General features: G+C 63.2%; 23 protein-coding genes. 12 read left to right on the forward strand and 11 right to left on the reverse strand.

The window, feature by feature from the left end; translation table 11 throughout:
- Positions 1–272: 272 nt before the first annotated feature.
- From gspF to gspG, 7 genes are all read right to left on the reverse strand, one after another.
- On the reverse strand, positions 273–1,484 hold the full coding sequence (gene gspF / locus J3P84_RS13950; protein WP_434600753.1) for a type II secretion system inner membrane protein GspF: 1,212 nt from the start codon (positions 1,482–1,484) through the stop codon (positions 273–275).
- Complete coding sequence (gspE, locus tag J3P84_RS13955; RefSeq protein WP_434623669.1) at positions 1,484–2,902, reverse strand: type II secretion system ATPase GspE; 1,419 nt, start codon at positions 2,900–2,902, stop codon at positions 1,484–1,486. The genes gspF and gspE overlap by 1 nt, the downstream gene beginning before the upstream one ends.
- A gap of 163 nt (positions 2,903–3,065) precedes the next feature.
- Positions 3,066–5,429: a type II secretion system secretin GspD gene (gspD, locus tag J3P84_RS13960; protein WP_434623671.1), complete on the reverse strand. Its 2,364-nt coding sequence runs from the start codon at positions 5,427–5,429 to the stop codon at positions 3,066–3,068.
- Positions 5,426–5,971: a type II secretion system protein GspM gene (gspM, locus tag J3P84_RS13965; RefSeq protein ID WP_434623673.1), complete on the reverse strand. Its 546-nt coding sequence runs from the start codon at positions 5,969–5,971 to the stop codon at positions 5,426–5,428. The genes gspD and gspM overlap by 4 nt, the downstream gene beginning before the upstream one ends.
- On the reverse strand, positions 5,964–7,145 hold the full coding sequence (gene gspL, locus J3P84_RS13970; RefSeq protein ID WP_434623675.1) for a type II secretion system protein GspL: 1,182 nt from the start codon (positions 7,143–7,145) through the stop codon (positions 5,964–5,966). Before gspL ends, gspM begins: the two co-directional genes overlap by 8 nt.
- Complete coding sequence (gspK, locus tag J3P84_RS13975) at positions 7,142–8,125, reverse strand: type II secretion system minor pseudopilin GspK (protein WP_434623677.1); 984 nt, start codon at positions 8,123–8,125, stop codon at positions 7,142–7,144. The genes gspL and gspK overlap by 4 nt, the downstream gene beginning before the upstream one ends.
- 8 nt (positions 8,126–8,133) lie before the next feature.
- Positions 8,134–8,583, reverse strand: coding sequence for a type II secretion system major pseudopilin GspG (gene gspG, locus J3P84_RS13980; RefSeq protein WP_434568451.1), 450 nt, complete (start codon positions 8,581–8,583; stop codon positions 8,134–8,136).
- Between the two features lie 148 nt (positions 8,584–8,731).
- Here gspG and gspI point away from each other — a divergent pair, with 148 nt between their 5' ends.
- A complete protein-coding gene (gspI, locus tag J3P84_RS13985) occupies positions 8,732–9,106 on the forward strand; it encodes a type II secretion system minor pseudopilin GspI (protein WP_434623680.1) in 375 nt (124 codons plus the stop codon).
- 145 nt (positions 9,107–9,251) lie between these two features.
- On the opposite strand, the gene J3P84_RS13990 is transcribed toward gspI, so the two are convergent.
- Positions 9,252–9,680: a type II secretion system protein N gene (locus tag J3P84_RS13990; RefSeq protein WP_434568453.1), complete on the reverse strand. Its 429-nt coding sequence runs from the start codon at positions 9,678–9,680 to the stop codon at positions 9,252–9,254.
- A gap of 120 nt (positions 9,681–9,800) precedes the next feature.
- On the opposite strand from J3P84_RS13990, the gene gspH reads away from it, so the two are divergent.
- The 4 genes from gspH to J3P84_RS14010 all read left to right on the forward strand — a co-directional run bounded on the left by gspH (position 9,801) and on the right by J3P84_RS14010 (position 12,641).
- Entirely contained in the window at positions 9,801–10,250 is a 450-nt protein-coding gene (gene gspH / locus J3P84_RS13995; RefSeq protein WP_434631312.1) for a type II secretion system minor pseudopilin GspH, read from the forward strand.
- Complete coding sequence (locus J3P84_RS14000; RefSeq protein ID WP_434623682.1) at positions 10,247–10,858, forward strand: type II secretion system protein GspJ; 612 nt, start codon at positions 10,247–10,249, stop codon at positions 10,856–10,858. The genes gspH and J3P84_RS14000 overlap by 4 nt, the downstream gene beginning before the upstream one ends.
- 294 nt (positions 10,859–11,152) lie before the next feature.
- Entirely contained in the window at positions 11,153–12,328 is a 1,176-nt protein-coding gene (locus tag J3P84_RS14005; RefSeq protein WP_434623684.1) for an integrase core domain-containing protein, read from the forward strand.
- A 121-nt stretch (positions 12,329–12,449) separates the two neighbouring features.
- Positions 12,450–12,641: a hypothetical protein gene (locus J3P84_RS14010; RefSeq protein ID WP_434631583.1), complete on the forward strand. Its 192-nt coding sequence runs from the start codon at positions 12,450–12,452 to the stop codon at positions 12,639–12,641.
- Positions 12,642–12,723: 82 nt separating this feature from the next.
- Here J3P84_RS14010 and J3P84_RS14015 read toward each other — a convergent pair whose 3' ends face one another.
- From J3P84_RS14015 to J3P84_RS14025, 3 genes are read right to left on the reverse strand one after another with little or no spacing between them, the layout of a single operon-like run.
- Positions 12,724–13,665: a FecR family protein gene (locus J3P84_RS14015; RefSeq protein ID WP_434631314.1), complete on the reverse strand. Its 942-nt coding sequence runs from the start codon at positions 13,663–13,665 to the stop codon at positions 12,724–12,726.
- A 37-nt stretch (positions 13,666–13,702) separates the two neighbouring features.
- Positions 13,703–14,248, reverse strand: coding sequence for a sigma-70 family RNA polymerase sigma factor (locus tag J3P84_RS14020; RefSeq protein ID WP_305501123.1), 546 nt, complete (start codon positions 14,246–14,248; stop codon positions 13,703–13,705).
- Positions 14,245–14,877: a TonB C-terminal domain-containing protein gene (locus J3P84_RS14025; RefSeq protein WP_434623686.1), complete on the reverse strand. Its 633-nt coding sequence runs from the start codon at positions 14,875–14,877 to the stop codon at positions 14,245–14,247. The genes J3P84_RS14020 and J3P84_RS14025 overlap by 4 nt, the downstream gene beginning before the upstream one ends.
- Before the next feature lie 204 nt (positions 14,878–15,081).
- Here J3P84_RS14025 and J3P84_RS14030 point away from each other — a divergent pair, with 204 nt between their 5' ends.
- The 7 genes from J3P84_RS14030 (at position 15,082) to J3P84_RS14060 (ending at position 22,746) form a co-directional block, all read left to right on the forward strand.
- Positions 15,082–15,423 (forward strand): hypothetical protein, encoded by a 342-nt coding sequence (locus J3P84_RS14030; RefSeq protein WP_434623688.1) that lies wholly within the window; start codon positions 15,082–15,084, stop codon positions 15,421–15,423.
- A 364-nt stretch (positions 15,424–15,787) separates the two neighbouring features.
- Entirely contained in the window at positions 15,788–17,965 is a 2,178-nt protein-coding gene (locus tag J3P84_RS14035; protein ID WP_434623690.1) for a type VI secretion system Vgr family protein, read from the forward strand.
- Positions 17,966–17,982: 17 nt separating this feature from the next.
- Positions 17,983–18,441: a DUF6484 domain-containing protein gene (locus J3P84_RS14040; RefSeq protein WP_305501128.1), complete on the forward strand. Its 459-nt coding sequence runs from the start codon at positions 17,983–17,985 to the stop codon at positions 18,439–18,441.
- Between the two features lie 15 nt (positions 18,442–18,456).
- Entirely contained in the window at positions 18,457–19,569 is a 1,113-nt protein-coding gene (locus J3P84_RS14045; RefSeq protein ID WP_434623692.1) for a DUF2169 family type VI secretion system accessory protein, read from the forward strand.
- The gene (locus tag J3P84_RS14050; RefSeq protein ID WP_434623694.1) at positions 19,569–20,606 is read left to right on the forward strand and encodes a hypothetical protein; all 1,038 of its coding nucleotides are present in this window, start codon (positions 19,569–19,571) and stop codon (positions 20,604–20,606) included. The genes J3P84_RS14045 and J3P84_RS14050 overlap by 1 nt, the downstream gene beginning before the upstream one ends.
- Positions 20,606–21,796: a PAAR-like domain-containing protein gene (locus J3P84_RS14055; RefSeq protein ID WP_434623696.1), complete on the forward strand. Its 1,191-nt coding sequence runs from the start codon at positions 20,606–20,608 to the stop codon at positions 21,794–21,796. Before J3P84_RS14050 ends, J3P84_RS14055 begins: the two co-directional genes overlap by 1 nt.
- Positions 21,797–21,819: 23 nt before the next feature.
- The gene (locus J3P84_RS14060; RefSeq protein ID WP_434623698.1) at positions 21,820–22,746 is read left to right on the forward strand and encodes a hypothetical protein; all 927 of its coding nucleotides are present in this window, start codon (positions 21,820–21,822) and stop codon (positions 22,744–22,746) included.
- The last annotated feature ends 2 nt before the right edge of the window (positions 22,747–22,748 follow it).

Raw genomic sequence — 22,748 nt, forward strand, 5'->3', positions numbered from 1 at the left:
GGTTGTAAGGGAAGCCGGCGGCAGGCGGTCGTGCGGCGGGTAAACATGACAGAACGAGGAACCCGAGTTTGGCGCGGGCATGACACGGGAGGTGTTGTGGCAGTGCAAAAATATTCGCAGCTGTTGTGGCGAGGGAGCTTGCTCCCGCTGGGTTGCGAAGCGACCCCAAGCAGGTTGAATCGATCGGGCTGATTTACCGGGGTGTCAGGGTTGGGGCTGCTGCGCAGCCCAGCGGGAGCAAGCTCCCTCGCCACGGGTTAGTGCGCGCCTTGCTACTGCACCAACTGATTGATCTCGATGATCGGCAGCAGCACGGCCATGACGATGACCAGCACCACCCCGCCCATGACCACGATCATCAACGGCTCCAGCAGCGCGGTCATGCCCATGGCGCGGCGTTCGATGTCGCGGGACAGGGTTTGCGCGGCACGTTCGAGCATGGGTGGCAGGCAGCCGGTCTTCTCGCCGCTGGCGATCAGGTGGATCAGCACCGGCGGAAAGACTTTTTCCACCCGCAGCGCCGCCGCCAGGTTGACCCCTTCGCGGACCTTTGCGGTGGCATCGCTGACGCTCAGGCTCAGGCGGTCGTTGGAGAGGGTCTGGCGCGCGGCCTCCAGTGCTCGCAGCAAGGGCACCCCGGCGCCGCCGAGGATCGCCAGGGTCGAGGCGAAACGCGCGGTGTTGAGGCCCAGCACAAATCGCCCGATCAGCGGCAGGCGCAGCACCCGCGCGTGCCAGTTCAACCGCGCCGCCGGCTGGCGCAGGTACAGGCGCCAACTCCAGAAGCCCCCGGCCAGGACGCAAAAACACAGCCAGCCCCAGGCCCGGATGAAGTCGCTGGCGGTGAGCATCGCCAAGGTCAGCCCGGGCAAGTCCTGGCGGGCCTGGGAGAACGCGCTGACCACCTGCGGCACCACGTAGCTGAGCAGGAAAATCACGATGGCGACCGACACCAGTCCCACCACGCCGGGATAGATAAACGCCGTGAGGATCTTGCCGCGCAGGTTGTTGCGCTCCTCGATGTAGTCCGCCAACCGTTCCATCACCTGGGCCAGGTCGCCGGACTCTTCGCCGGCGGCAATCAGCGCCCGGTAGATTTCCGGAAAGTCCCGCGGCCGCGCCGCCAAGGCTTCGGCCAGGCGCATGCCACTGCGCACATCGGCGCGCACTGCGCTAAGGGTCTGGGCGATGTGCTTGCGTTCGGCCTGCTCCACCGTCGCACTCAACGCGGCCTCCAGTGGCAGGCTCGCCCCGAGCAGGCTCGCCAGTTGGCGGGTGGCCCAGGCCAGGTCGTTGTCCGAGAGTTTGGCACTGAACAGACCGCCGCCGTTGGCCTGCGCCGTGTTGCGCTCGAGCTGCACCTGCAACGCCGTCAACCCGCGACTGCGCAGCAGGCTGAAGGCAGCGCCCTGGCTGTCGGCTTCCAAGTGCCCGGATTCGATCTTGCCCTGAGCGTCGGCGGCTTCGAAACGGTAGCGGTTCATCAGGCGTCCCGTGTTACGCGGAGGATTTCTTCAGGCGCGGTGGCACCACTGCGCACCCAGCGTTCGCCGTCTTCGCGCATGCTGAACATGCCGGCCTGGCGGGCGGCGGCGCGCAGTGCCTGCTCCCCTGCCCCTTGATGGATCAGCGTGCGGATGTCGTCGTCGATGCAGAACAGTTCATGAATGCCGGTGCGGCCGCTGTAGCCGGTCTGGTTGCAACTCGGGCAACCCACCGGGCGCCAGGTGCCGGGGGTGGCCGGTTCAGGTTGCTTGCAGTGCGGACAGAGCCTGCGCACCAGCCGCTGGGCCAGCACGCCAAGCATCGACGAGGCCAGCAGGAAGGGTTCGACGCCCATGTCGATCAGACGGTTGATCGCCGACACCGCGTCGTTGGTGTGCAACGTTGCCAACACCAGGTGACCGGTGAGCGAGGCCTGCACGGCAATTTGTGCGGTCTCCAGGTCGCGGATTTCACCGATCATGATGATGTCGGGGTCCTGGCGGAGGATCGCCCGCAGGGCCAGGGCGAAGGTCATGTCGATTTTCGCATTGACCTGGATCTGGCTGATGCCCGGCAGGTCGTATTCCACCGGGTCTTCGACGGTGAGGATGTTGTGCACGCTGGCGTCCAGCCGCGCCAGGGCGGCATACAGGCTGGTGGTTTTGCCGCTGCCCGTAGGGCCGGTAACCAGGACGATGCCGTGGGGCTGGCGGATCAGGTGGTCGAGCTTGCCGAGCACGTCCGGGTCCATCCCCAAAGTCTCCAGTTGCAAGCGTCCGGCCTGTTTGTCCAGCAGGCGCATCACCACCCGTTCGCCGTGGCCAGTGGGCACGGTGGATACGCGGATGTCGATCGGCCGCCCGGCGACACGCAGGGCGATGCGGCCGTCCTGGGGCAGGCGTTTTTCGGCGATGTCGAGCTGGGCCATGATCTTGATCCGCGACACCAGCGCGCCGTGCAAGGCCTTGCGCGGCGAGACCACGTCACGCAGCGTGCCGTCGACCCGATAGCGCACCACCGAATGGCTCTCGTAGGGTTCGATGTGGATGTCGCTGGCCTCATCCCGGGCGGCCTGGGTCAGCAGCGCGTTGATCATGCGGATCACCGGCGCGCCGTCCTGGGTGTCCAGCAGGTCGGTGATCTCGGGAATGTCCTGCATCAGCCGGTCGAGGTCCACCTCGTTTTCCGCCGCGCCGACCACGGCGGCAGCACTGCCGGTGTCGGCGTAGGCGGTATTGAGCAGGCCGTCGAGTTCCTCGTCACGCACCCGCTCCAGCCGGACCTCGCCGAACTGGCGACGGACTTCACTGATCGACCAGCCCGGCGTCGACGGGCAGACCATCAGCACCGCCTCCTCCCCGGACTGGCGCAATACCAGGCGCTGGGCCTTGGCCCAGGCGTATGGGAGGGTGTTCATGAGCCTCCTCCTATCGCTGACATCCCCGTGGCGAGGGAGCTTGCTCCCGCTGGGCTGCGCAGCAGCCCCAAAACCCAGCGCCGCGGTGGTTCAGGCAGAAGGTGTTGAACCTGAGTGGGGCTGCTGCGCAACCCAGCGGGAGCAAGCTCCCTCGCCACGGTATTCATCGTCCGACCGGCTCCGTTGCAGGCACCGCCTTGATCACCGCCCTCGGCGTTTGCAGCCCGGCGGGCGTGGCGCCTGGAATCGCCCGGGCCGAGGCCGGCAGTTGCGGCGCCTGTACGTCCGGCAGCGCCCAGCTGCGCTCCGGTTGCAGCAGGCCTTGGGCGCGGCGCATGAAGTCGTAGCGGTTCAGGGTGATGCCGCGACCCGCCGCCGTGTCGCGGATGATGTAGGGCCGCAGGAAGACCATCAGGTTGGTCTTGGTGACCTGACGCCGCTCGTTGCGAAACAGCGCGCCGATGCCGGGGATGGTCGACAGCCACGGCACCGCGTCATTGCTCTGGCTGTAGCCGTCCTGCAGCAGCCCGCCGAGGACCATGATCTGCCCGTCGTCCAGCAGGATGCTGGTGTCGATCGCTCGTTTGTTGGTGACGATCCCGGTGGTGCTGGAGGCGCGGTTGTCGACACTGCTGACCTCCTGGTAGATGTCGAGCTTGACCGTACCGCCCTCGGAAATCTGTGGCCGGACGTTGAGCTTCAGGCCGACCTCCTCACGGGTGACGGTCTGGAACGGGTTGTTACTGGTGCCGCCGCCACCGGTGACGTAGCTGCCACTGACAAACGGGATGGTCTGGCCGACGAAGATGCTCGCCGCTTCGTTGTCCAGGGTCAGCAGGTTCGGCGTCGACAGCACATTGGTGCCGCCCTTGCTCTTCAAGGCCCGGGCCAGCACCTTGAGGTCGAGGATCTTGCCGATGCCGGGGATGTCCACGGTGCCGTTGACCAGGCCCAGGTTCAGGCCCTGGGGCAACACGTCGATGCTGGTCTTGCCGTTGAGGTTGAGCCCGGTGCCGCCGAGGTTGACCCCGCCGATCACGCCGCTGCCGCCGAGGTTGCCGGTCTGCCATTGCACGCCGAACTCGCTGGCGTCGTCTTCGCCGACTTCGACGATCAGGCTCTCGATCACCACCTGGGCGCGGCGCTGGTCGAGCAGGTCGATGACCTCGCGCAGGTTGCGATACAGCGGGTCCGGCGCGGAAATCAGCAAGGTGTTGGTGGTGGCATCGGCCTGGATGGTCACGCCACCGGCGCTGAAGGCGGTGTTCTGCTCGCTCTGCGTCGTGCTGGAGGTTTGCCCGCTGCTGCCTTGGCCATAGCCGCTGCCGCTGCCGCTGCCCGAGGTGGTGCTACTCACGGGGCTGGCTGCGCTTTCGTTGCCCTGCCCGCTCTGGCCGTTGGTGCTGGCGCCCATGCTGCTGAGCACCGAGCGCGAATTGTCGTTACCCTCGCCTTCGCTTTCCCCGGTGAGCAAACCGCGCAGGGCCTGGGCGAGTTTGGCGGCCTGGGCGTTGCGCAGGTAGACCACGTGCAGGTTGCTCGGGTTGTTCTGCGCGTTGTCGAGCTTGTAGATCAGGTTGCGCGCCAGCTCGGTCCGCTCCGGGCTGCCGGCGCGGATAATAATCGAGTTGGAGCGCGGGTCGCCGATCACATTGATCTTCTGCGTCTGGTCGCCGCCCTGGGTCTCCAGCAGGTCGGAAACCATCTGGGCGATGTCCACGGCGATGCCGTTCTGGATCGGCACCACATCGGTATCGATAGCACTCGGAGTGTCGATCCCCTCGATGAGCTGCGCGACGCGAGAGAGATTCTCGGCGTAATCGGTCACCACAATGGTGTTGTTGCCGGGGTACGCGTTGATCGGGTTGTTCGGTGAGACGATCGGGCGCAGCACCGGGATCAGGTTGACCGCGTTCTCGTATTGCAGGCGAAAGGTGCGAGTCAGCATGCCGTTGCCGGCCGGTTTGTCAGCATTGTAGATCGGCCCACCCAGCAACTTGGCATCGGCTTCCGGGACCACTTGGGCGACACCGCCGACATCGACCACGCTGAAGCCCTGCATGCGCAATGCCGCGAGCAGCATTTCATAGGCCTGGCGGGCCGGCACCTGGCCTTCGGAGACCAGGGTCAGGTTGCCTTTGACTCGCGGATCGACCAGGAACTGCTGACCGGTGGAACGCGACAAGGCGCGCACCACCGCCTGGATATCGGCCTCGACAAAATTCAGCGTCACCGGTTGATCACCCAACGGATTGCTCGCAGGGGCATCGCTACGCGGCGTGCGGGCGCGGGCGGTCAGGTCGACCTGATGGCGCACCGGCGGTTTCTGCTCGCGGGACGCCTGGGCCCGTTGCCGGTCCAGCAACGCGTCACCGCTGCGCTGGGTACTGCCCAGCGGGATGCCCAGTTCGCTGTCCACCAGCAACGGTGGCTGCGAGGCCGGTGGCGTGCTGGTGCACGCGCCCAAAGCAAGCAACAGCAGCGGCGCGGCCTTGCGCCAATGTCGCGGGTATCTGGACCCCTTCATGAAGCTTCCTTAGCGCTTGACGCGTGGTTCATGCGAACGGTTCCGGACAGAGTGCCGGGGGTTGGGTCGGAACTGGCCGGGGCCGTGCGCTGCAAGCGGGCCTCGATCACTTCCAGGGAAAATTGTGGTGGACTGCCGAGCAGCCAATCGATCACCCCGTCCGCCGGCGCTTCGGTGAAAGTGAGTTGCCACGCGTCAGGCGCCGCGGTGCCCGGCGGTTGTAACTGGTAGCGCTCGCCCAGGCCGCTGGCATCCAGAGTCTGGCGCAGGGCGACTTCAAGGGATTGGCCCTGGGCAGGTCCGCCAACGTCGCGCAGCAGCACTTCGAGGGCTTCGGTCTGTGAGCGCAGCTTCGGGGTTTCGGCCTGCCAGTAAGCGATGGTTTTCAACGCCGGCTCGATCAACGCCAGCCAGACCAGGCCGCTACCGAGCACCAACGCCGCCAGGGCCACGGCACGTTGCTCGCGGGCGGCCAGGCCCTGCCAGGCCGTGCGAAGGTTTTGCCAACGCGCCTTCAGCTGTGCCGCGGTCAGCTTATTCATCGTTCGCTTCCTGGTTTTCGTCGGGGCTGTCTTGCGCTTCCTGCCCGGCCGGAGCCACGCGCAACGTCCAACCCTGGTCAATGGCGGCGACCTCGATGCCGGCCTGCGCCAGGGGCATTTTCCAGTCGTCGCCCGCCGCGACTTTCTGCGCTTCGGCGACGAGCTTGAGGCGCAACTCAGCGTTTTCGAACACCAGTTCCTGCACATTGCCGCTCATGAACGGCATGGCGCTGCCCGCCTGCCTTACCAGGCTGGCGAAGCGCTGCCCAGGCTCCGCCAGCGAGCCGCTCTGGCGCGCGGCGATTTGCTGACGGGCCTGCTGCAAGGGATTGAGAATCACCGGCAGTTGAGGGAACGCCTGCTTCACCCGTTGACTCATCTGCGCCTTGAGCCGCTGCCCCTGGGCCGCTTCACGGCTGGCATAAAGATTGAGCCCGCCCCCCCACACCGCCACCGCCAGCGCGCAGATGCCCGCCGCCCGCCCCCAGCCGCCGCGCCCGGAACGCCCCTGCGTCAACCCGGCATGCAGGCCCCAGCCCGGCGCGACGCCAGTCCAGCGCTGGGTGACGGGCAAGCTGTCAGTCGTCACTTGCGGCGGCGACTCGCCCACCCAATGCAGGCCGCTGCCCATTTCCACAAGCCACTCGTCCAGCGCATCTTCCAGCAACGGCTGGACCACCGCGTGCTGCAAGCCATGACGCACCAGCAAGTGCCCGTCTTCGATACACGCCACTGGCCCCGACAACACCGGCAAGGCGTAGGCGGCCGGATACAGGCCGCGCAACTTGAGGCCGGCCTGCAGCAGGATCTGACCTAATAGGTTCAGCGACGCACGGTCCAGCCAGGCGACCGCTACCTGCCCGTCCGCATCGCGCGGGCCGTGGGCCACTTGCATCTGTTCAGTGGCACCGAGCATCAGCGCCTGGGCCGCGCAGGTCACGGCGGCGGTGGTTTTCGCCGCGGACAACGGCGGCAGCTCCAGGCGCGTCAGCAAGCTGTCACGCGAATGCAGGAAGCATTCGACCGGCTGCTTCTTCGTGCACTGGCCAAGCGCCCGGAGTGTGCTGAGACCGGCCTCACGCACCTGCCCTTGGCGATCCAGCCAGGCAAATGCCACCGGGCTGTCGAGGCCAAGACGATCCAGCGGCGCCAGGGCAATGCGCAAACGGCTCATACACCCACCCGCGACCAGATCACCTGAGGCAAGCGGTCCTGGCTGCATTGGAGCAAGGCATCCAGTTCGACCCGCCGTTGGCCGCTGCGCACCTGGCCCCGCAGGCGGAACCAGTCGCTGGCGATGCCGACCTTGACGGTGCTGACGTCCAGTTCGGGCATGCGCAGGCGGTTGACGAAATCCCCGCGATTGATGAACCAGTGGCCACCGTCGCGTTCATTGATCAGCGCCTGGGCGCGTTGCAGCGACAATCCCGGCACGTAGGCGGCGAGCACCGCGGCGCTGGCGGTGTTGCCGTTGAGCCAGGTGTTGGCCGGCAGGATCGTGACGTAAGGGGCCAGCATTTCCAGCAGTGCCGGGGTGACGCCCTTGACGCTGAGCAGGTCTTGTAAAGTGCGCAGCATCGGCCGGGTCGGCGCCAGCGTGTCGGAGGCGTCCGGCGAGGTGCTGCGGCCGCTGTCGAACGTGCTGCTCATGGACGCCTGGCCCGCCCGCGGCGGATTCAACAGGCGCGGGTAGCCAGCAATCACCCGCTCGACGATACGCGCCCGTACCGTGGCGGCGACACCCAACTGCTCGCACAGCCGCTCGAAGGCGCGCAGCTGTTCCTGGTCCAGCTGGTCATCGACCACCAGATTGCGCAGGTTGAACTTGCCTTGTTCATCCTCCAGTTGCCCTTCGAATGGCGTGTCGACCTGGCCGGAGCCCGGCATCAGAATAGGTTTCGCCCAAGGCTGGCCGAAGCGCGTCAAGGGATCGCGCTGGCGAACGTCCCAGAGCAACTGGCGACTCACCTGCAGGCCGCCTTGCAACCGCGCCGCGCCCTGGATGCGCAGTTGCTCGGCTTCCAGGCTGCGGGTGAACAAGGTCTGGCGGGTGAGCATGCCGCCGGCAATGACGGCCACCACGGCAGCAATCAGCAAGGCACTGATCACCGCCATGCCGCGCTGCTTCGCCGCTGTCGGCGAATTCGTGCGCATCACGGCCCTTATAACTGCCAGGAGCCGATGTCGGCGTTCACACCGTCGCCGTCAGGCTGGCCGTCGGCACCAAGGGAAAAGATATCGACCTCGCCGTTCGCGCCAGGATTGAGGTAGTTGTAGGGGCGGCCCCACGGATCATTGGGCAAGCGGTCCAGGTAGGAACGCCAGGTGCTGTTCTTGGCATCGGCCGGCCGCTCCACCAGCACCTTGAGGCCCTGGTTCATGCTGGGGTAGCTGCCGTGATCGAGGCGATAAAGCTTCAAGGCCTGCATCAACCCGCCGATGTCCTGCTTCGCCGCCGTGGCACGGGCCTGGTCAGGTCGATCAAGAACCTTGGGCACTACCATCGCCGCGAGAATGCCGAGGATGACCACCACGACCATGATCTCGATCAGGGTGAAGCCCCGCTGCCCGCGTGGGCCTCGGGAACGGGCGTAACAAGGGGCGATGTGCATCTCGACGGTCCTTCCTGGATTCGATTCGAGGCGCAGTGTTGCAAGAAAATATGTCAGCGATATTGAAATTGCTCAGGAGCTTGCGTCGTCAATCTGTAAAGAACATTGCTCAGGCTTGGGTACTGCTTTCGTCCCCTCGAGCCGACCGATGTCACGCCCAGCCCCACAAGCCGGTTTCACCCTGATTGAAGTGCTGGTGGCCCTGGCGATCATTGCCGTGGCCATGTCTGCCGCAGTGCGCGTGGCGGCGGTGATGACCCAGAGCAACGGCTTGCTGCGAGACAAGTCCATCGCCTTGCTGACGGCTCGCAGCCAATTGGCGCAATTGCGCCTGGAAGGACACGCGACGCCGGGGATGAAGGTTTTTGAATGCGATCAGGGTCGCTTGCTGCTGCGCTGCGAGCAGAACCTGCGCCCGGCGGAAAACGGGCGGATGCTGCGGGTCGAGCTGAGCGTATCCGACCGCAGCCGCGAGACGCCGCCCTTGGCTCGGCTGGAGACCTTGCTCAGTCGGGAAAAATAACCGGATGCACACGATCTTTCTGTGGCGAGGGGATTTATCCCCGTCGGGCTGCGTAGCAGCCCCTTTTCAGGCCGATAACCGAGTGGATATTCAATTTTGGGGCTGCTGCGCAGCCCAGCGGGGATAAATCCCCTCGCCACAAAGTTCAGCGGAGCAGCGACGGCAAACTCACTGAATCCGGCAGCCGCGCCAGTTCCAGCCGGGTCTGTTCGCCGCCGCGTTCGATCACCACGGCCTGCGCCTCGATCGCTACCAGCCTTACCCCTTGGGCTACCCGCTCGCCGGCCAGGAAACTGCGCGGTGGTCCGTCGTTGAGACTCAGGATCGCCACCGCGCCGCGGGCACCGGCCATCACCCCGCTGACCTTGATATCCACCGCCGCCGGTTGGTTGGAAAACCACTGCAATGCAGGACTGTCGGAACGCTCGGCCAGGCGTTGCGGGGCCACGTCCGGGGTGCGCGACTCGGCGGATGTCAGCAGCAGAGAAGACCAGGTCGCCACTCCGGCCAACGCTGCCACCAGTCCCAGCGCCTGGACGATATGCGCCGGGGAGACTCGTTCCGTGAACGTCATGACCTGATCTCCTTGTTTGATTCCAGCGTCCAGCGTACGCGTCAATTCTCTCCGTTTTATTTCACATCCTTATCATCTTCAGCGTGCACGATGATCATCAACGCAAAGGAGCGCGCCCGGATGCACGGCAAGCAACGCGGTTTTACCCTGATCGAATTGATGGTTGTGCTGGTGATCGTCGGCATCGCCAGCGCGGCCGTGAGCCTGAGCATCAAGCCGGACCCGGCGAAGCTGCTGCGCCAGGATGCCGAACGGCTGGCCCAGCTGCTGCAACTGGCCCAGACGGAAGCCCGCGCCGACGGGCGACCGATCACCTGGCGCTGGGACGCCAAGGGCTTCGGCTTCAGCCGCCGCCCGGACCAGGGAGTGGGGCTCGATCGCTTCAAGGAAGACCCGCATCTGCGCCCGCGACGGTGGCAAAGCCCGTCCATGGAGGTACGTGTGGAACCCCGGCAACGCGTGGTGCTCAATGCCGAATGGATCGGCGTGCCGCTACAGATCCGCCTGTCCGACGGCCAGAACAGCTTCACCTTGCAACGCAGCGCCGCCGGTCGGGTATGGGTTCAATGAGCGGCCGGGAGACAGGCTTCACCTTGCTTGAAGTCATGGTGGCGATCCTGCTGATGGCGGTGATCAGCCTGATCGCCTGGCGCGGGCTGGACAGCGTGACCCGCGCCGACAGCCACTTGCAGGCCAGCACCGAGCAGACCGAAGCCTTGCTGCGAGTGCTGAACCAGCTGGAGCGCGATGTGGCCCTGCGGGCCGGCGTAGAGTTGAGCGAACCGCTCAAGCCAGGGGTCGACAACGAGCCATCGACCGCCCCGCCCGCCCTCACCCTGCGCAGCACCGAAGGCCAGGGTTTTCGCCTTGACGTTATCCGTGAGGCCGCCGATCAGGGCGGTGGCTTGCAACGGGTACGCTGGTGGCTCAAGGGCGACACACTTTATCGCGCCCAGGGCCAGGCTCGCAGCCGCTACCCTCTACCGGCGCCGGGTGCGGGCGTGGCTGTGTTGAGTGAGGTCAGCGATGCGGGGCTGCGATTCTGGGACAGGGAAAAGGGCTGGCGCAAACTCAGCGGCAACCGGCAGGAGGATCCGCCGGGCATCGAGATCAGCCTGACCCGGCAGACACCGCAAGGGCCGGAGAAGTATCGGCAGGTGCTGGGGCCGTTGGAGTAGCCCGTCCGTCAAGAATGTGGGAGCGGGGTTGCTCGCGTTTCTCTGTGGGAGCGAGCTTGCTCGCGATGGCGGCCTGAGAGTTGGCCAGGGTTTCGTTGACTGACTGGGTACATATCCGTTGCTGCGGTAACGGCTGCTTGGGGTTCCGCCCTTACGGCGGGTCACTTTTTTCAGACGCCAAAAAAGTAACCCAAAAGGCTTTGCCGGTATGACTCACCCACATAGGTTACAAATCAGTTCACTCACATAGGTAACAGTTTTTAACTGGCAGGGTCGGTTTTCGAGGATCTGACCATGCCATGGCGAGAGCTGAAACCTATGGACCTGAAACTGCTATTCATCGCGGACTACATCAAAGGCCCGCCAAGCTTCAGTGCGCTTTGCCAGGCTTACGAGATCAGTCGCAAGACTGGCTATAAATGGGTCGAGCGGTATGAGAAGGAAGGGCCGGCGGGACTGGAAGAACATAGTCGTCGTCGGCTTACCCAGGAATGGGTAGTGCCCCTGGCTGTCCGTGAGGCGATCATTGAATTACGCGGTCGGGGTGAGACAGAGCCTGGCCCCAAGAAAATTCAGGCGGCTTTGCTCGAGCGTTTCCCTGACCAGACGCCGCCATCAAAGACGTCGATCTACAACATTCTAAAGAAAGCTGAGCTGGTCAAACCACGCCGATTGCGTCAACGGGTGGCGGTTTATCCCAAACCACTGCAGAAAGCAGAGGCTCCCAACCAGCTATTCAGCGCCGATTACAAAGGCCAATTCCTGACAGGTGCGGGTGTCTGGTGCTATCCATTGACGATCATGGACCATGCCAGTCGTTTCTTGCTCGCTTGCCACAGCATGGCTAACACCAACTTCCAGGAAACCCAGGCGGTGTTTACTCAGGTGTTTCGTGAGCATGGTCTGCCGGAGCGCATTCGTACCGACAATGGTGTTCCGTTTGCGAGCAAAGGGCGTGCGGGCCTTTCCCAATTATCCATCTGGTGGTTGCGTCTAGGGATCATTCCTGAGCGGATCGCACCCGGCAGGCCGGAGCAAAATGGCCGGCATGAACGTATGCATCGAACGTTGAAAAGTACTCTTCCGTCACCACCAGCGGTAGCGTGGGAGGCCCAACAACGGCACTTTGATCGTTTCAGGCAACATTACAACTATGAGCGTTTCCACGAGGCTCTAAAGCAGAAGACACCCGCGTCCTGCTATGAGCCTTCGTCCCGCCAATACCCTGAGAAGCTTCCTGAGATGACCTACCCGAGCCATATCGATAGCCTCCAAGCGGACTGCTCGGGCATCGTCAATCGTCGTGGTCTAAGGATCTACGTCGGCTATGTGCTCAAGCACCAGACCATTGGACTGGAGCAAATAGAGGACGGGATCTGGGATGTTATCTTCGGCCCAATCATCCTTGGACGGATTGACGTAAGAGATGCCATTGATGGCTACGTGACACTCCGGGTGTTACCTATGTGAGTGCACTTTTTTGTAACCCATGTGGGTGATCCGTATATTGCCCCACCACTCGGTGCCTCGCCAAGGCTCGGCATGCCCTCACTCCGGCATTGCTCCGTGGGCCCGCCGCGAAGGGCCATCCATGGCCCAGCGCGGCTATCCCGGCATCCATGCCGGGATGCTCACTGCGCAATGCCTGCGTTCGGCCAGCGTGGTTAACGGGGCGTCTCAGATCAAGATCAAGATCAGGATCAAGATCAAGATCAAGATCAAGATCAGGATCAAGATCAGGATCAAGATCAAGATCAGGATCAAGAGCGAGGCGGTCTGGTAGGCCGCCTGCCTCCTCTGCTTTACCCCGATCTAACTGTGGGAGCGAGCCTGCTCGCGAAGGGGCCAGCCCAGGCGCCGCTGAACTAACTCAACACCACCACCCCACCCGGTAACTCGGTGCACTTGGCGCCATAGGCATCGCGAATCAGCAGCGCCACCCCAGCCAGTTGATCGAGGCGGAAACGGGCCTGGACCTTGCGCAAGCCCAGCTCGCGGTTGAGTAACAGCAACATGCCAGGCCGATAACGGTTGATCTCGTCGATGACGCTGGCCAGGGTCGCATCGTTGAACACCAGCACCTGTTCGCGCCAGGCAACGGCGGCGGATACATCGGCCGCCTGTGGGCTGCCGACCTGGCGGGTGTCGTAGGTCAATTGCATGCCCGGCTCGAGGCGAAACTCTCGGCCCTGCACTTGGACTTGCACGACGCCCTCCAGGCAGGTCGCGCAGACGCTCTGGTCGATGTAGCGAACATTGAACCGCGCCCGCGCGGCGCTGATCCAGCCGGAGCCGGCCTGGACGTTGATCGTCGTGGTGCTGCTGCCGGACACTTCGACTTCGCCGGCGAGCAATTCCAGGCCCTGCCCGCCCTCGGCCAGCGGCAGGCGGCTGAGGCGAGTCTGGGTATTGAGTTCCAGGCTCACGCCATCGCCCAGCTCGACCCGGCGCTGTTCGCCCACTTCGGTGACGTAGTCCGCAGCGAGCCCGGAAACGCCACCCGGCACCGTGGCGCGGATCAGCAAGAAGCCCACGGAGGCGGCCAGCGCGCCACCGAGCAACGCCCGACGGCCAAAATGCCGAGGCCCATGCGCCGCTTCGGCGGCCGGTCGCAGCCCATGCCACAGCGTCTTGGCCTGCTCGAACGCCTGCGCATGTTCGGCGCTCTGCCCGCACCATTGGCGCAAGGCGCGGGCATCGGCGACGGTGGCGCGTCCCGAGGTCAGCAGGATCAACCAGTCACGGGCCTCGCCGGCCAGTCGGGCCTCGGGCGTATCGTCAGGGGACGCGATGCTGAAGATATTCAAGCGCACACACACTCATGAATGGGTCGGGTCTCTACTCTCAAGACGGTTTTCCCGCGCCGGGACCGAACCGTTGAATGACTTTTCTTTCCAGGCGCAGGGCGCAATGCCCCAACGCAGCCTTGATTTCCTTCTCCACCATGCGCGTGGAGATACCGAAACGCTGGGAGATCTCCAGGTGCGGGGCCTCTTCCAGGCGCGCGGCAATGAAAATCCTGCGGCGCCGCGCCGGCAACTCGTACAACGCCTTAAGCAGGGTCTGCAACTCCTTCTGGCCGCCCACCACCCGAGCCGGGTCCAGCGCTTCGTCGGAGATTTGCAGCAGCTCTTCGATCTCGCTGCCGGTGAGCAGACGAGCATCGGACTGCCGGCGGTCGGCGGCAATGTTCAGGGCCATGCGGTAGAGGTAGGCGTTAGGCTGGACGATCTCCGGCGTGTCGCCCATACGGTCGACCCGCAGGTAGGTTTCGTGCAGCACATCGTTGGCCAGTTCCTCGGAACCCAGGCGCCTGCGCAGGCGCACCTTGAAATCCTCATAGGAGGTGAGGAACAGCTTGACCATCGGGCTGCGGCCAGCGTCTTTCATTGCCCGAACACCTCTTCCCCTGCTGTGCATTCCATGCTTTTTCCTGATGAATCGGGTAACAAAAGCAGGGTCACCGGCTGGCGCAGCGAACTGGGCGCCGGACGGTCGATCCTGAGGTTCTGCAAACTGTTGACCAAGGCTTTGTCACGCAACACATCACCCGTGGAACTGACCAGCCGACTGTTTTGCACCACGCCGTCGCGTCCGATCCACACTTGCAACAACGCGCGAAAACTGCCCGGTCGGGTCAATGGCGAACGGCACAGGTTGCGCTGGATGACCGCCTGGATCGTTGCCGCATAGTTGCTGTCGCTCAATCCGGCTGTGGCGCCCGGCGGTAATGGCACCTCGCGAACCTGTACCGGTTGCAAGGTGAATGCATCCGCACGGGCATACTGCGCCGCCAGCCCGGTACCACTGAGCAGAACAGTCAGCCCTTGGGCAGGCGTAAACAGCCCCTGGACGCCCATCGTCTGGCGCCGGTTCGACAAGGCGTGATCCACCAGCACCGCCATGCCCGTGGCCCGACTGAATTGCTCCAGTGCCGGGGCCAGTTCCTGAGGCGCAATGTCCAGGTCCACCACGCCGGCCGCCTGGGCCGGCCCGGCCAGCAGACACCACGCCACCATCAGCCACCCCAAGGGCGCCCTGGCCAATCCACGCCTGCGTCCGCCCCCGGTTATGCCCTGCTGCACGACTGACGTATCCGTTGAAAAACGTCATCCTGATGGGTGTTTATGAATGTCGTATGACACCCGACACAAATCCCGCGCGCGGCACTAGACTGGTGCCGAAACGATGAGCCACCACCGTGGCGGGCCAGGAGGTCAACGATGAAACAGTGGATGAGCATGACGGCCGGAATCGGCTTGCTGATGACTTTGCCCGGGGTCCAGGGCGAAGAAGCCCCGGCCTGTATCGAGGTGACTGTCGGCGGCTACAAGACCCCGGATTACAACTGCCTGAGCCGCCAGATGGGCAACGACCCCGAGGCCGCCGCCGCTGCGCAACACGCGCAGGACAGGCTGGATGTGCCGGTCGACAAACGCGCACCGAACAGTGTCGGCCTCGCGACGCCGGCAGCCACCGGTGTGCGAATGGGCAACACTTTTGGCACGTCGGTCAAGCCCCAGCGACCGCCTGCTCCCGTACCTGGTTCGCCGCTGCCCAGATAAACGCTTTTTCTGAAGCGACAGTTTGCTTGCGCTCGGTGTGGCCGCGACGCCACGACTCGCCATACGCATAGAACAGCTGTCCAATGTGCGTTATTCATAATGGCTGCTATAACCAATAAGACTAAATGGATAGCCTTCCACTTATCGATGCGGTGGAGGTTTGGATGAATTCGCGTAAAAGGATCCATTGCGCGTTCGCTTTGGCTGGATAGATTCAAGGCCGATATGGAGATCCCCCCTGTGGTGTATGTAGAACTATGTGAGCAAAGCGCCACACCCCTTCATTCTGCCTGCCTGGCTGAGGACGCTGCCCAGCCTCCTGAATGGCTGACTGCCGCTCGCACGTGAGCCAGGGGACGCCGTAATGGCAATTACGCAAAACAACCGGTTGGTGCAGGTCGACAGTCCCCTCGGCGGCGATGTCCTGCTGCTGCAAAGTATGGACGGCAGCGAAGAGCTGGGGCGGTTGTTCCATTACGAGCTGGACCTCACTTCCGAAGACCGGGCGATCAAGTTCGACCAGTTGCTGGGCAAGCCGATGGGCCTGACCCTCGAGCTCTATGACGGAGGCAAACGTTATTTCCACGGCATTGTCAGCACCTGCCGACAGCTGACCGGGCACGGGCAGTTCGCCGGGTATCGCGTCAGCCTCCGGCCCTGGTTCTGGCTGCTCACCCGCACCTCGGATTGCCGGATCTTCCAGAACAAGACCGTGCCGGACATCATCAAGCAGGTATTTCGCGACCTCGGCTTCTCCGACTTCGAAGACAGCCTGAGCGGCAGTTACCGCGAGTGGGAATATTGCGTGCAGTACCGTGAGACCAGCTTCGATTTCGTCAGTCGGCTGATGGAGCAGGAAGGCATCTATTACTACTTCCGCCATGAGAAGTCCCGCCATGTACTGGTGCTGGCCGACGCCTACGGCGCTCACTCCACGGCGGCGGACTACGCGTCGGTGCCCTTCTATCCGCCCGATCGGCAAATGCGCGAGCGCGACCATTTCTACGATTGGCAGATGGCCCGTGAAGTGCAACCCGGCTCGCTGGCGTTGAACGACTATGACTTCCTGCGGCCGCGCGCCAGCCTTGAGGTGCGCTCCAGTGTGCCGCGAAACCACAGCAACGGCGAATACCCGCTCTTCGACTACCCCGGTGAGTACGTCCAGAGCAACGATGGCGATCACTATGCGCGAACCCGCATCGAAGCCATCCATAGCCAGTTCGAGCGCGTGCAGCTGCGTGGCCGCGCTCGCGGGCTGGGGTCCGGCCATTTGTTCACGCTGACCGGTTATGACCGCGCGGACCAGAACCGCGAATACCTGATCGTCGTCGCACGCTACCAGATCCGCCAGGAAGCCTACGAAAGCGGGCAACAGGAACAGGCTGAACAGTTCGTCAGCGAGTTGGACTGCATGGATGCCAGCCAAGCGTTTCGCCCCCTCCCCGTCACGGTCATGCCGATTGTCCGCGGTCCACAGACCGCGGTGGTGGTGGGTCCCAGTGGCGAGGAGATATGGACCGACCAGTATGGTCGGGTCAAGGTGCATTTCCATTGGGATCGCCATGATCAGTCCAACGAAAACAGCTCCTGCTGGATTCGCGTCTCACAGGCCTGGGCCGGCAAGAACTGGGGCTCGGTGCAGATTCCTCGAATCGGCCAGGAAGTCATCGTCAGCTTCCTCGAAGGCGACCCGGACCGGCCGATCATCACTGGCCGCGTCTACAACGCTGAACAGACCGTGCCTTACCAACTGCCGGCCAACGCCACCCAGAGCGGCGTGAAAAGCCGATCGAGCAAGGACGGCACACAGGCCAACTTCAATGAAATCCGCATGGAAGACAAAAAAGGCGCGGAGCAGCTGTTCATTCACGCCGAGAAGAACCAGGACATCGAGGTCGAGAACGACGAGACCCATTGGGTCGGGCATGATCGCAGCAAGACCGTCGACAACGACGAAACCGTGCAGGTCAAACACGACCGCACCGAAACAGTGGGCAATAACGAAACCATTTCCATCGGCGTCGACCGCACCGAGGATGTCGGCAGCAATGAAAAGATCACCATCGGCGCCAATCGCACCGAACGGGTCGGCAGCAACGAAACCATCACCATCGGCGCGGACCGCACGGAAAAGGTCGGCGCGAACGAAAAAATCAGCATCGCCAGCAACCGCACCGAGGACGTCGGCGGCAACGAGACTATCGACATCGCGGGCAACCGTAATGAAACGGTGCAGGGCAACGAAGGGATCGAGATCAATGGCAACCAGAGCACCCGGATCGGCCAGAACGAATCCCGCGACGTTGCCCAGAACCGCAGCACGGGCATCAAACAGAACGACAGCCTGGATGTGGGCAAGCATTTCGTGCTCAACGCCGGCGATTCGATCAGCCTGACCACCGGTGCCGCCAGCATCACCATGAAGAAGGATGGCAGCATCGTCATCAAGGGCAAGAACATCACCATCGATGGCTCTGGCGCCATCAACATCAAGGCCAACAAGAATGTGGTCGTCAAAGGCCAGAAAATTCTGCAGAACTGAGCCACGGAGCAGGCGTCATGACCGTTGAATATCATCTCCCCGTATCTTCCACCGCCACGCCGACGCGCGTGGATGGCGTCGTGATCGGGGTGCTGCTGGACGTACCCACGCCGGACGCTCCGGTCGTGGCCTTCCCCGGCTGTCCCGGCGAAACCGGCCTCGCCGCGCGCACCACCACCGCGCTCTGTCGTGACGACATCGGCGCCCAGGTCGCGCTGATGTTCGAGGCCGGTGACCCGGCCCGGCCGCTGGTGATCGGCCGCATCCAGCGCCTGCCGGCAAGCGCAACGCCAACGGTCGCCCACCTCGATGGCGAGCGGCTGGAGTTCAGCGCGAAACAGGAGATCGTCCTGCGTTGCGGCAAGGCCAGCATCACCCTGACCCGCGCGGGCAAGGTGATCATCCGGGGCACCTACCTCTCCAGCCGCTCCAGCGGGGTCAACCGCATCAAGGGCGGCTCGGTGCAAATCAACTGATAGGTAGGTCGCCTCATGGAACTGCTCAACGCCAGCAAACTGCAGGCTGCCTATACCCTGGGTATGGCGAGCGACGGCCGCGAATCCCTGGTCGTCGTGGCCAAGGGCACCTTCGATCTACCGCTGGACGGGCGTGCCGCGACCCTCACAGATATCCAGCAACCGCTGCTGATGGCCGACACCTTCTTCGGCGAGCCGGGCCTCAGCGCGCCACGAGAGGAAATGGACTTTGCGCCTTTCAAGCCATTCTGCGACGTGCTGGTATCGGGCAAAGCTTATGCACCGGGTGGTCGACCGGTGACGCAGTTGACCGCCGGTATTCGTGTCGGTCGGGTGAGCAAGGCTTTTTCAGTGTTCGGTCCCCGGCAGTGGCAACTGGGAATCTCAGGTATTCATGCCGGCTTACCGCAGCCTTTTACCGCGCAGGCTATCTCCTATGCCCAGGCTTTCGGCGGTTCTCATGCCATGGAGAAGATCCCCGACATGCGTCATTGTTACCAGGACAACCCGAGCGGTTGTGGCTGGTATCCAGGCAGTTGCGATGACGCTGGCATCGTCGGCCGGCCGATGCCGAACAGCGAAGAGCCGGGCAAGCCGATCGACAGCCCTTCTGGCGATTTCCGCCCCATGGCCCTCGGGCCAATTGGGCGCAGTTGGCCGCAACGCGCGCGCTTCGCCGGTACTTACGACGATGCCTGGCTGGCCGATTGCTTTCCGTTCCTGCCTGGGGATTTCGACAACCGCTATTTCCAGGCAGCGCCTGAAGACCAGCAAACCGATTACCTGCGCGGCGGCGAAGAGGTGTTGTTGCTGAACCTCACTTCCCGGGAGCGGGCAGGCTTTCGCATTCCCGAAATGGCTGTGCCGGTGACTTTTTTTATGAAAAAAGGCGGCTATGAAACGGTCTCGGCGGTGATCGACACCTTGCTGATTGACACTGACGCCCACCAGGTGCAACTGACCTGGCGGATTTCCCGGCCGCTACGGCGCAACATTTTCGAGATTGCCCAGGTGCTGGTCGGGACGATGTCCACGGCTTGGTGGCGTGCGCGTGAATTGGGCAAGGAGTACTACCCGTCGCTGGGTGCCCTGGTCAAAGCCAAACGTGCTCCTGAGGAAACCGATTGATGAGTGCTCTGTGCGTCATCGGTTCGGGGATGGTCAGCGCTGTTGGCCTCAGCGCACCGGCCAGCTGCGCGGCGATCCGCTGCGCCATCGACAACTTCCAGGAAACCCGCTTCATCGACCGCGGCGGCGAATGGATCATTGGCGCCAGCGTACCTTTGGAACAGCCCTGGCGCGGCCACACCAAGCTGATCAAGATGGCCGCTCGCGCCATCGCCGAGGCATTGCAGGGCACCCCAGGGGTCGATCCGGAAAAGACTCCGCTGTTGCTGTGCGTGGCGGAAGCCGAGCGTCCCGGACGCCTGAGCGGCCTGGATAAGGGACTGTTGCAGGCCATCGAGACAGAGCTGGGGCTGCGCTTTCATCCTGACTCCAGCGTCATTGCCCGGGGACGGGTCAGTGCTGCCGTGGCCCTGCTCGATGCGCGCACGCTGATCTACCAGGGCGGTCGTCGCCACGTACTGGTCGCCGGCGTCGATTCGTTCCTGAGTGGAGCGACGTTGACCGTCTTCGAAGCGCGGGAGCGCCTGCTCACCAGCCAGAACTCCAACGGTTTCATTCCCGGCGAAGGCGCCGCTGCCGTGGTGCTGGCCGCCCCGGTCGCCAGCGAAACGCCGCAGTTAACCTGCATCGGCCTGGGTTTCGGCCTGGAACAGGCCACCGTGGAATCCGAAGACCTGCCGCTGCGCGCCGAAGGCCTGACCCAGGCTGTACGCGTAGCGCTGAACGAAGCGGGCTGCGGCCTGGAGCAGATGGATTATCGCCTGACGGATATTTCCGGCGAACAGTACTACTTCAAGGAGGCTTCCCTGGCCCTGAGTCGCAGCCTGCGGGTACGCAAGGAGTTCTTCCATCTCTGGCATCCGGCGGATTGCATCGGCGAAGTCGGTGCGGCCATTGGCCCGGCAATGCTCGCCGTAGCCCTGGCTGCCAGTCGCAAGGGCTACGGCGAAGGGCCGAATATTTTCTGCCACCTGGGCAACGACGCCGGCGAGCGCGCGGCCGCACTGCTCAGCTACCGGATTGTGAGGGCTGCCTGATGGCCAACGAAGTCTTTGCCAACAACATGGAAGTTTCCTGCAAGGCGGCCGACGGCAAGTCGATCGCCTGTTTCCCGGATGTCTGCTTCACCCCCCCGCAAACCGCTGCCACTCCCCTCGGCGTGCCCATTCCCTACCCCAACACTGGCATGGCCAAGGACACGACCAAGGGCAGTCGAACGGTGAAGATCAGTGGCAAGGAAGTGATGCTTAAGGACAAGAGCTTCTTCAAGACCAGCTATGGCGACGAGGCTGGGAATGCGCCGAAAAAAGGCATCGTCACCAGCCGGAACAAGGGCAAGGTGTATTTCACGTCCTGGTCGATGGATGTGAAGTATGAAGGCAAGAATGTTGTTCGGCACATGGATCTGACTACTCATAACCATGCTTCTCAGCCTGGGAATACGGTGCCTTGGCCTTATGCTGACCGAATGGCGCTCGCCGAGAAGCTGGGGCAATGTGAAAGCGAAAGAGCGCAGGCAAACGAGGCTTGCAAGGGCACCAACAAGGAAACGAGCTGCCCGGACACCGAAAGCCTGAAAAACGCCATCAAAGCCCGTAGCGCTGCAAAAAAAACCGCAGGCGAAGGCTTTAAAACGGACCCAGCCTATCGGGCGGCACACAAGGGAGTCAAAAATGAATACTCGTCCTTGGCGACATCGATCAACGCCAATGCTTGTCAAAGGGCGCTGCGCTGTTTCCTTGCCCCCTACAAGCCCAACAGGTGTTGCCCGGGACAGACCGGTGACCACCTCATCGATTCGGCCTCCTTTACCACCGGGCCGGACTCCGCAGGTCAGTCCAGGAACCAGCACCCGACGAAGGATGGCTGGAGCAACTACAAGACCGACAAGGCCCCGGTAATGTGCGTCGAGGGCCCCAATCAGACCACCGCCACCCACGGGCAGATGCACACCCGCCGTGGCGTGGTCGCCTTGCGCGAGGCAGACTCCAAAGGTGAATGGTCAAGGGCCAAGGCCACGGAGACTGGGGCAAAAGCTGCCAGAAAAACCTTCCCGGACTCCGAATGTTCTCAGGAGTGCCTGGAAGGCCAGTTGAACGCGTATCACGACAAAGCAAAGGACAAAGGTGAGGAGAAACCGATCAACGCGAGCGCTTCCATGACCAGCAATCAACATGAACGCGATAAAGCTGCGCGTGAAATGTTTGATGACGAGTGTAGCGTTTAAGTCATTCATATCAGGAGATTGAGATGGACCCTCTAGACCCACGTTTCAGTGGACTCAGCATTGGTACTGGAGTCGTTCGTTATTGCGACCTGAGTTACTTGGTTACCACGAACGACACCTCTATCAGTGAGGGTTATACAGGGTCGATACTGTTCACTCTGTATCGGGGAACCTGGGGCGCCGGCACGGTCCCATGGCTTGCCTGCTCCGGAACGGTCTGCCATGTGCCGGCCGAACGTTATCTGGTGCTGGGCAACGATGGCTCTGTACGAGCCAGTGGCGGAGGATCCATCAAAGAAGAGGCCCCCATCGCAACCTGCGGAGTCGACCCAAAAAAACGCGGCCCTCTGCGCGAAATCCGTGGCATCGCCAAAGGCCGCGCCTACGCCGTAGGTACCTGCCGCCAAGCCTACGTTCGCGACGGCGAAGACCAATGGCGTTGCATCGACCAGAGCGCCCAGGTCGGCGATACGCCCATCACCGACACCAGCTTCGAATCCATCGACGGGTTCAGCGAGCAGGAAATCTATACCGTCGGTTGGGAAGGCGAAATCTGGGAATACAACGGCTCCGTCTTCACCCAACGGAACAGCCCGACCAACCTGGCGCTCTACAAGGTTCGCTGCGCGCCGGACGGTTTTGCCTATGCCTGCGGCCAACTCGGGACCTTGCTGCGCGGGCGCAATGACCAATGGGAAGTGATCGACCACGAAAGCACCCGGGAAGACCTCTGGGGCATGGAGTATTTCGACGGTCAGTTGTACGTGTCCTCCACCCATTTCGTCTATCGCCTGGAAGACGACAAGCTCATCCCCGTCGATTTCGGCGATGACGCACCGAGCACCTGTTATCACCTGAGTGCAGCCGATGGGATCATGTGGTCCATCGGGCCCAAGGACGTGATGGAGTTCGACGGTACAAACTGGAAACGGTGCCTGCAAATTGACTGATC

Origin of the sequence: Pseudomonas sp. Z1-29 (assembly GCF_051131995.1) — a bacterium.
GTDB lineage: Bacteria > Pseudomonadota > Gammaproteobacteria > Pseudomonadales > Pseudomonadaceae > Aquipseudomonas.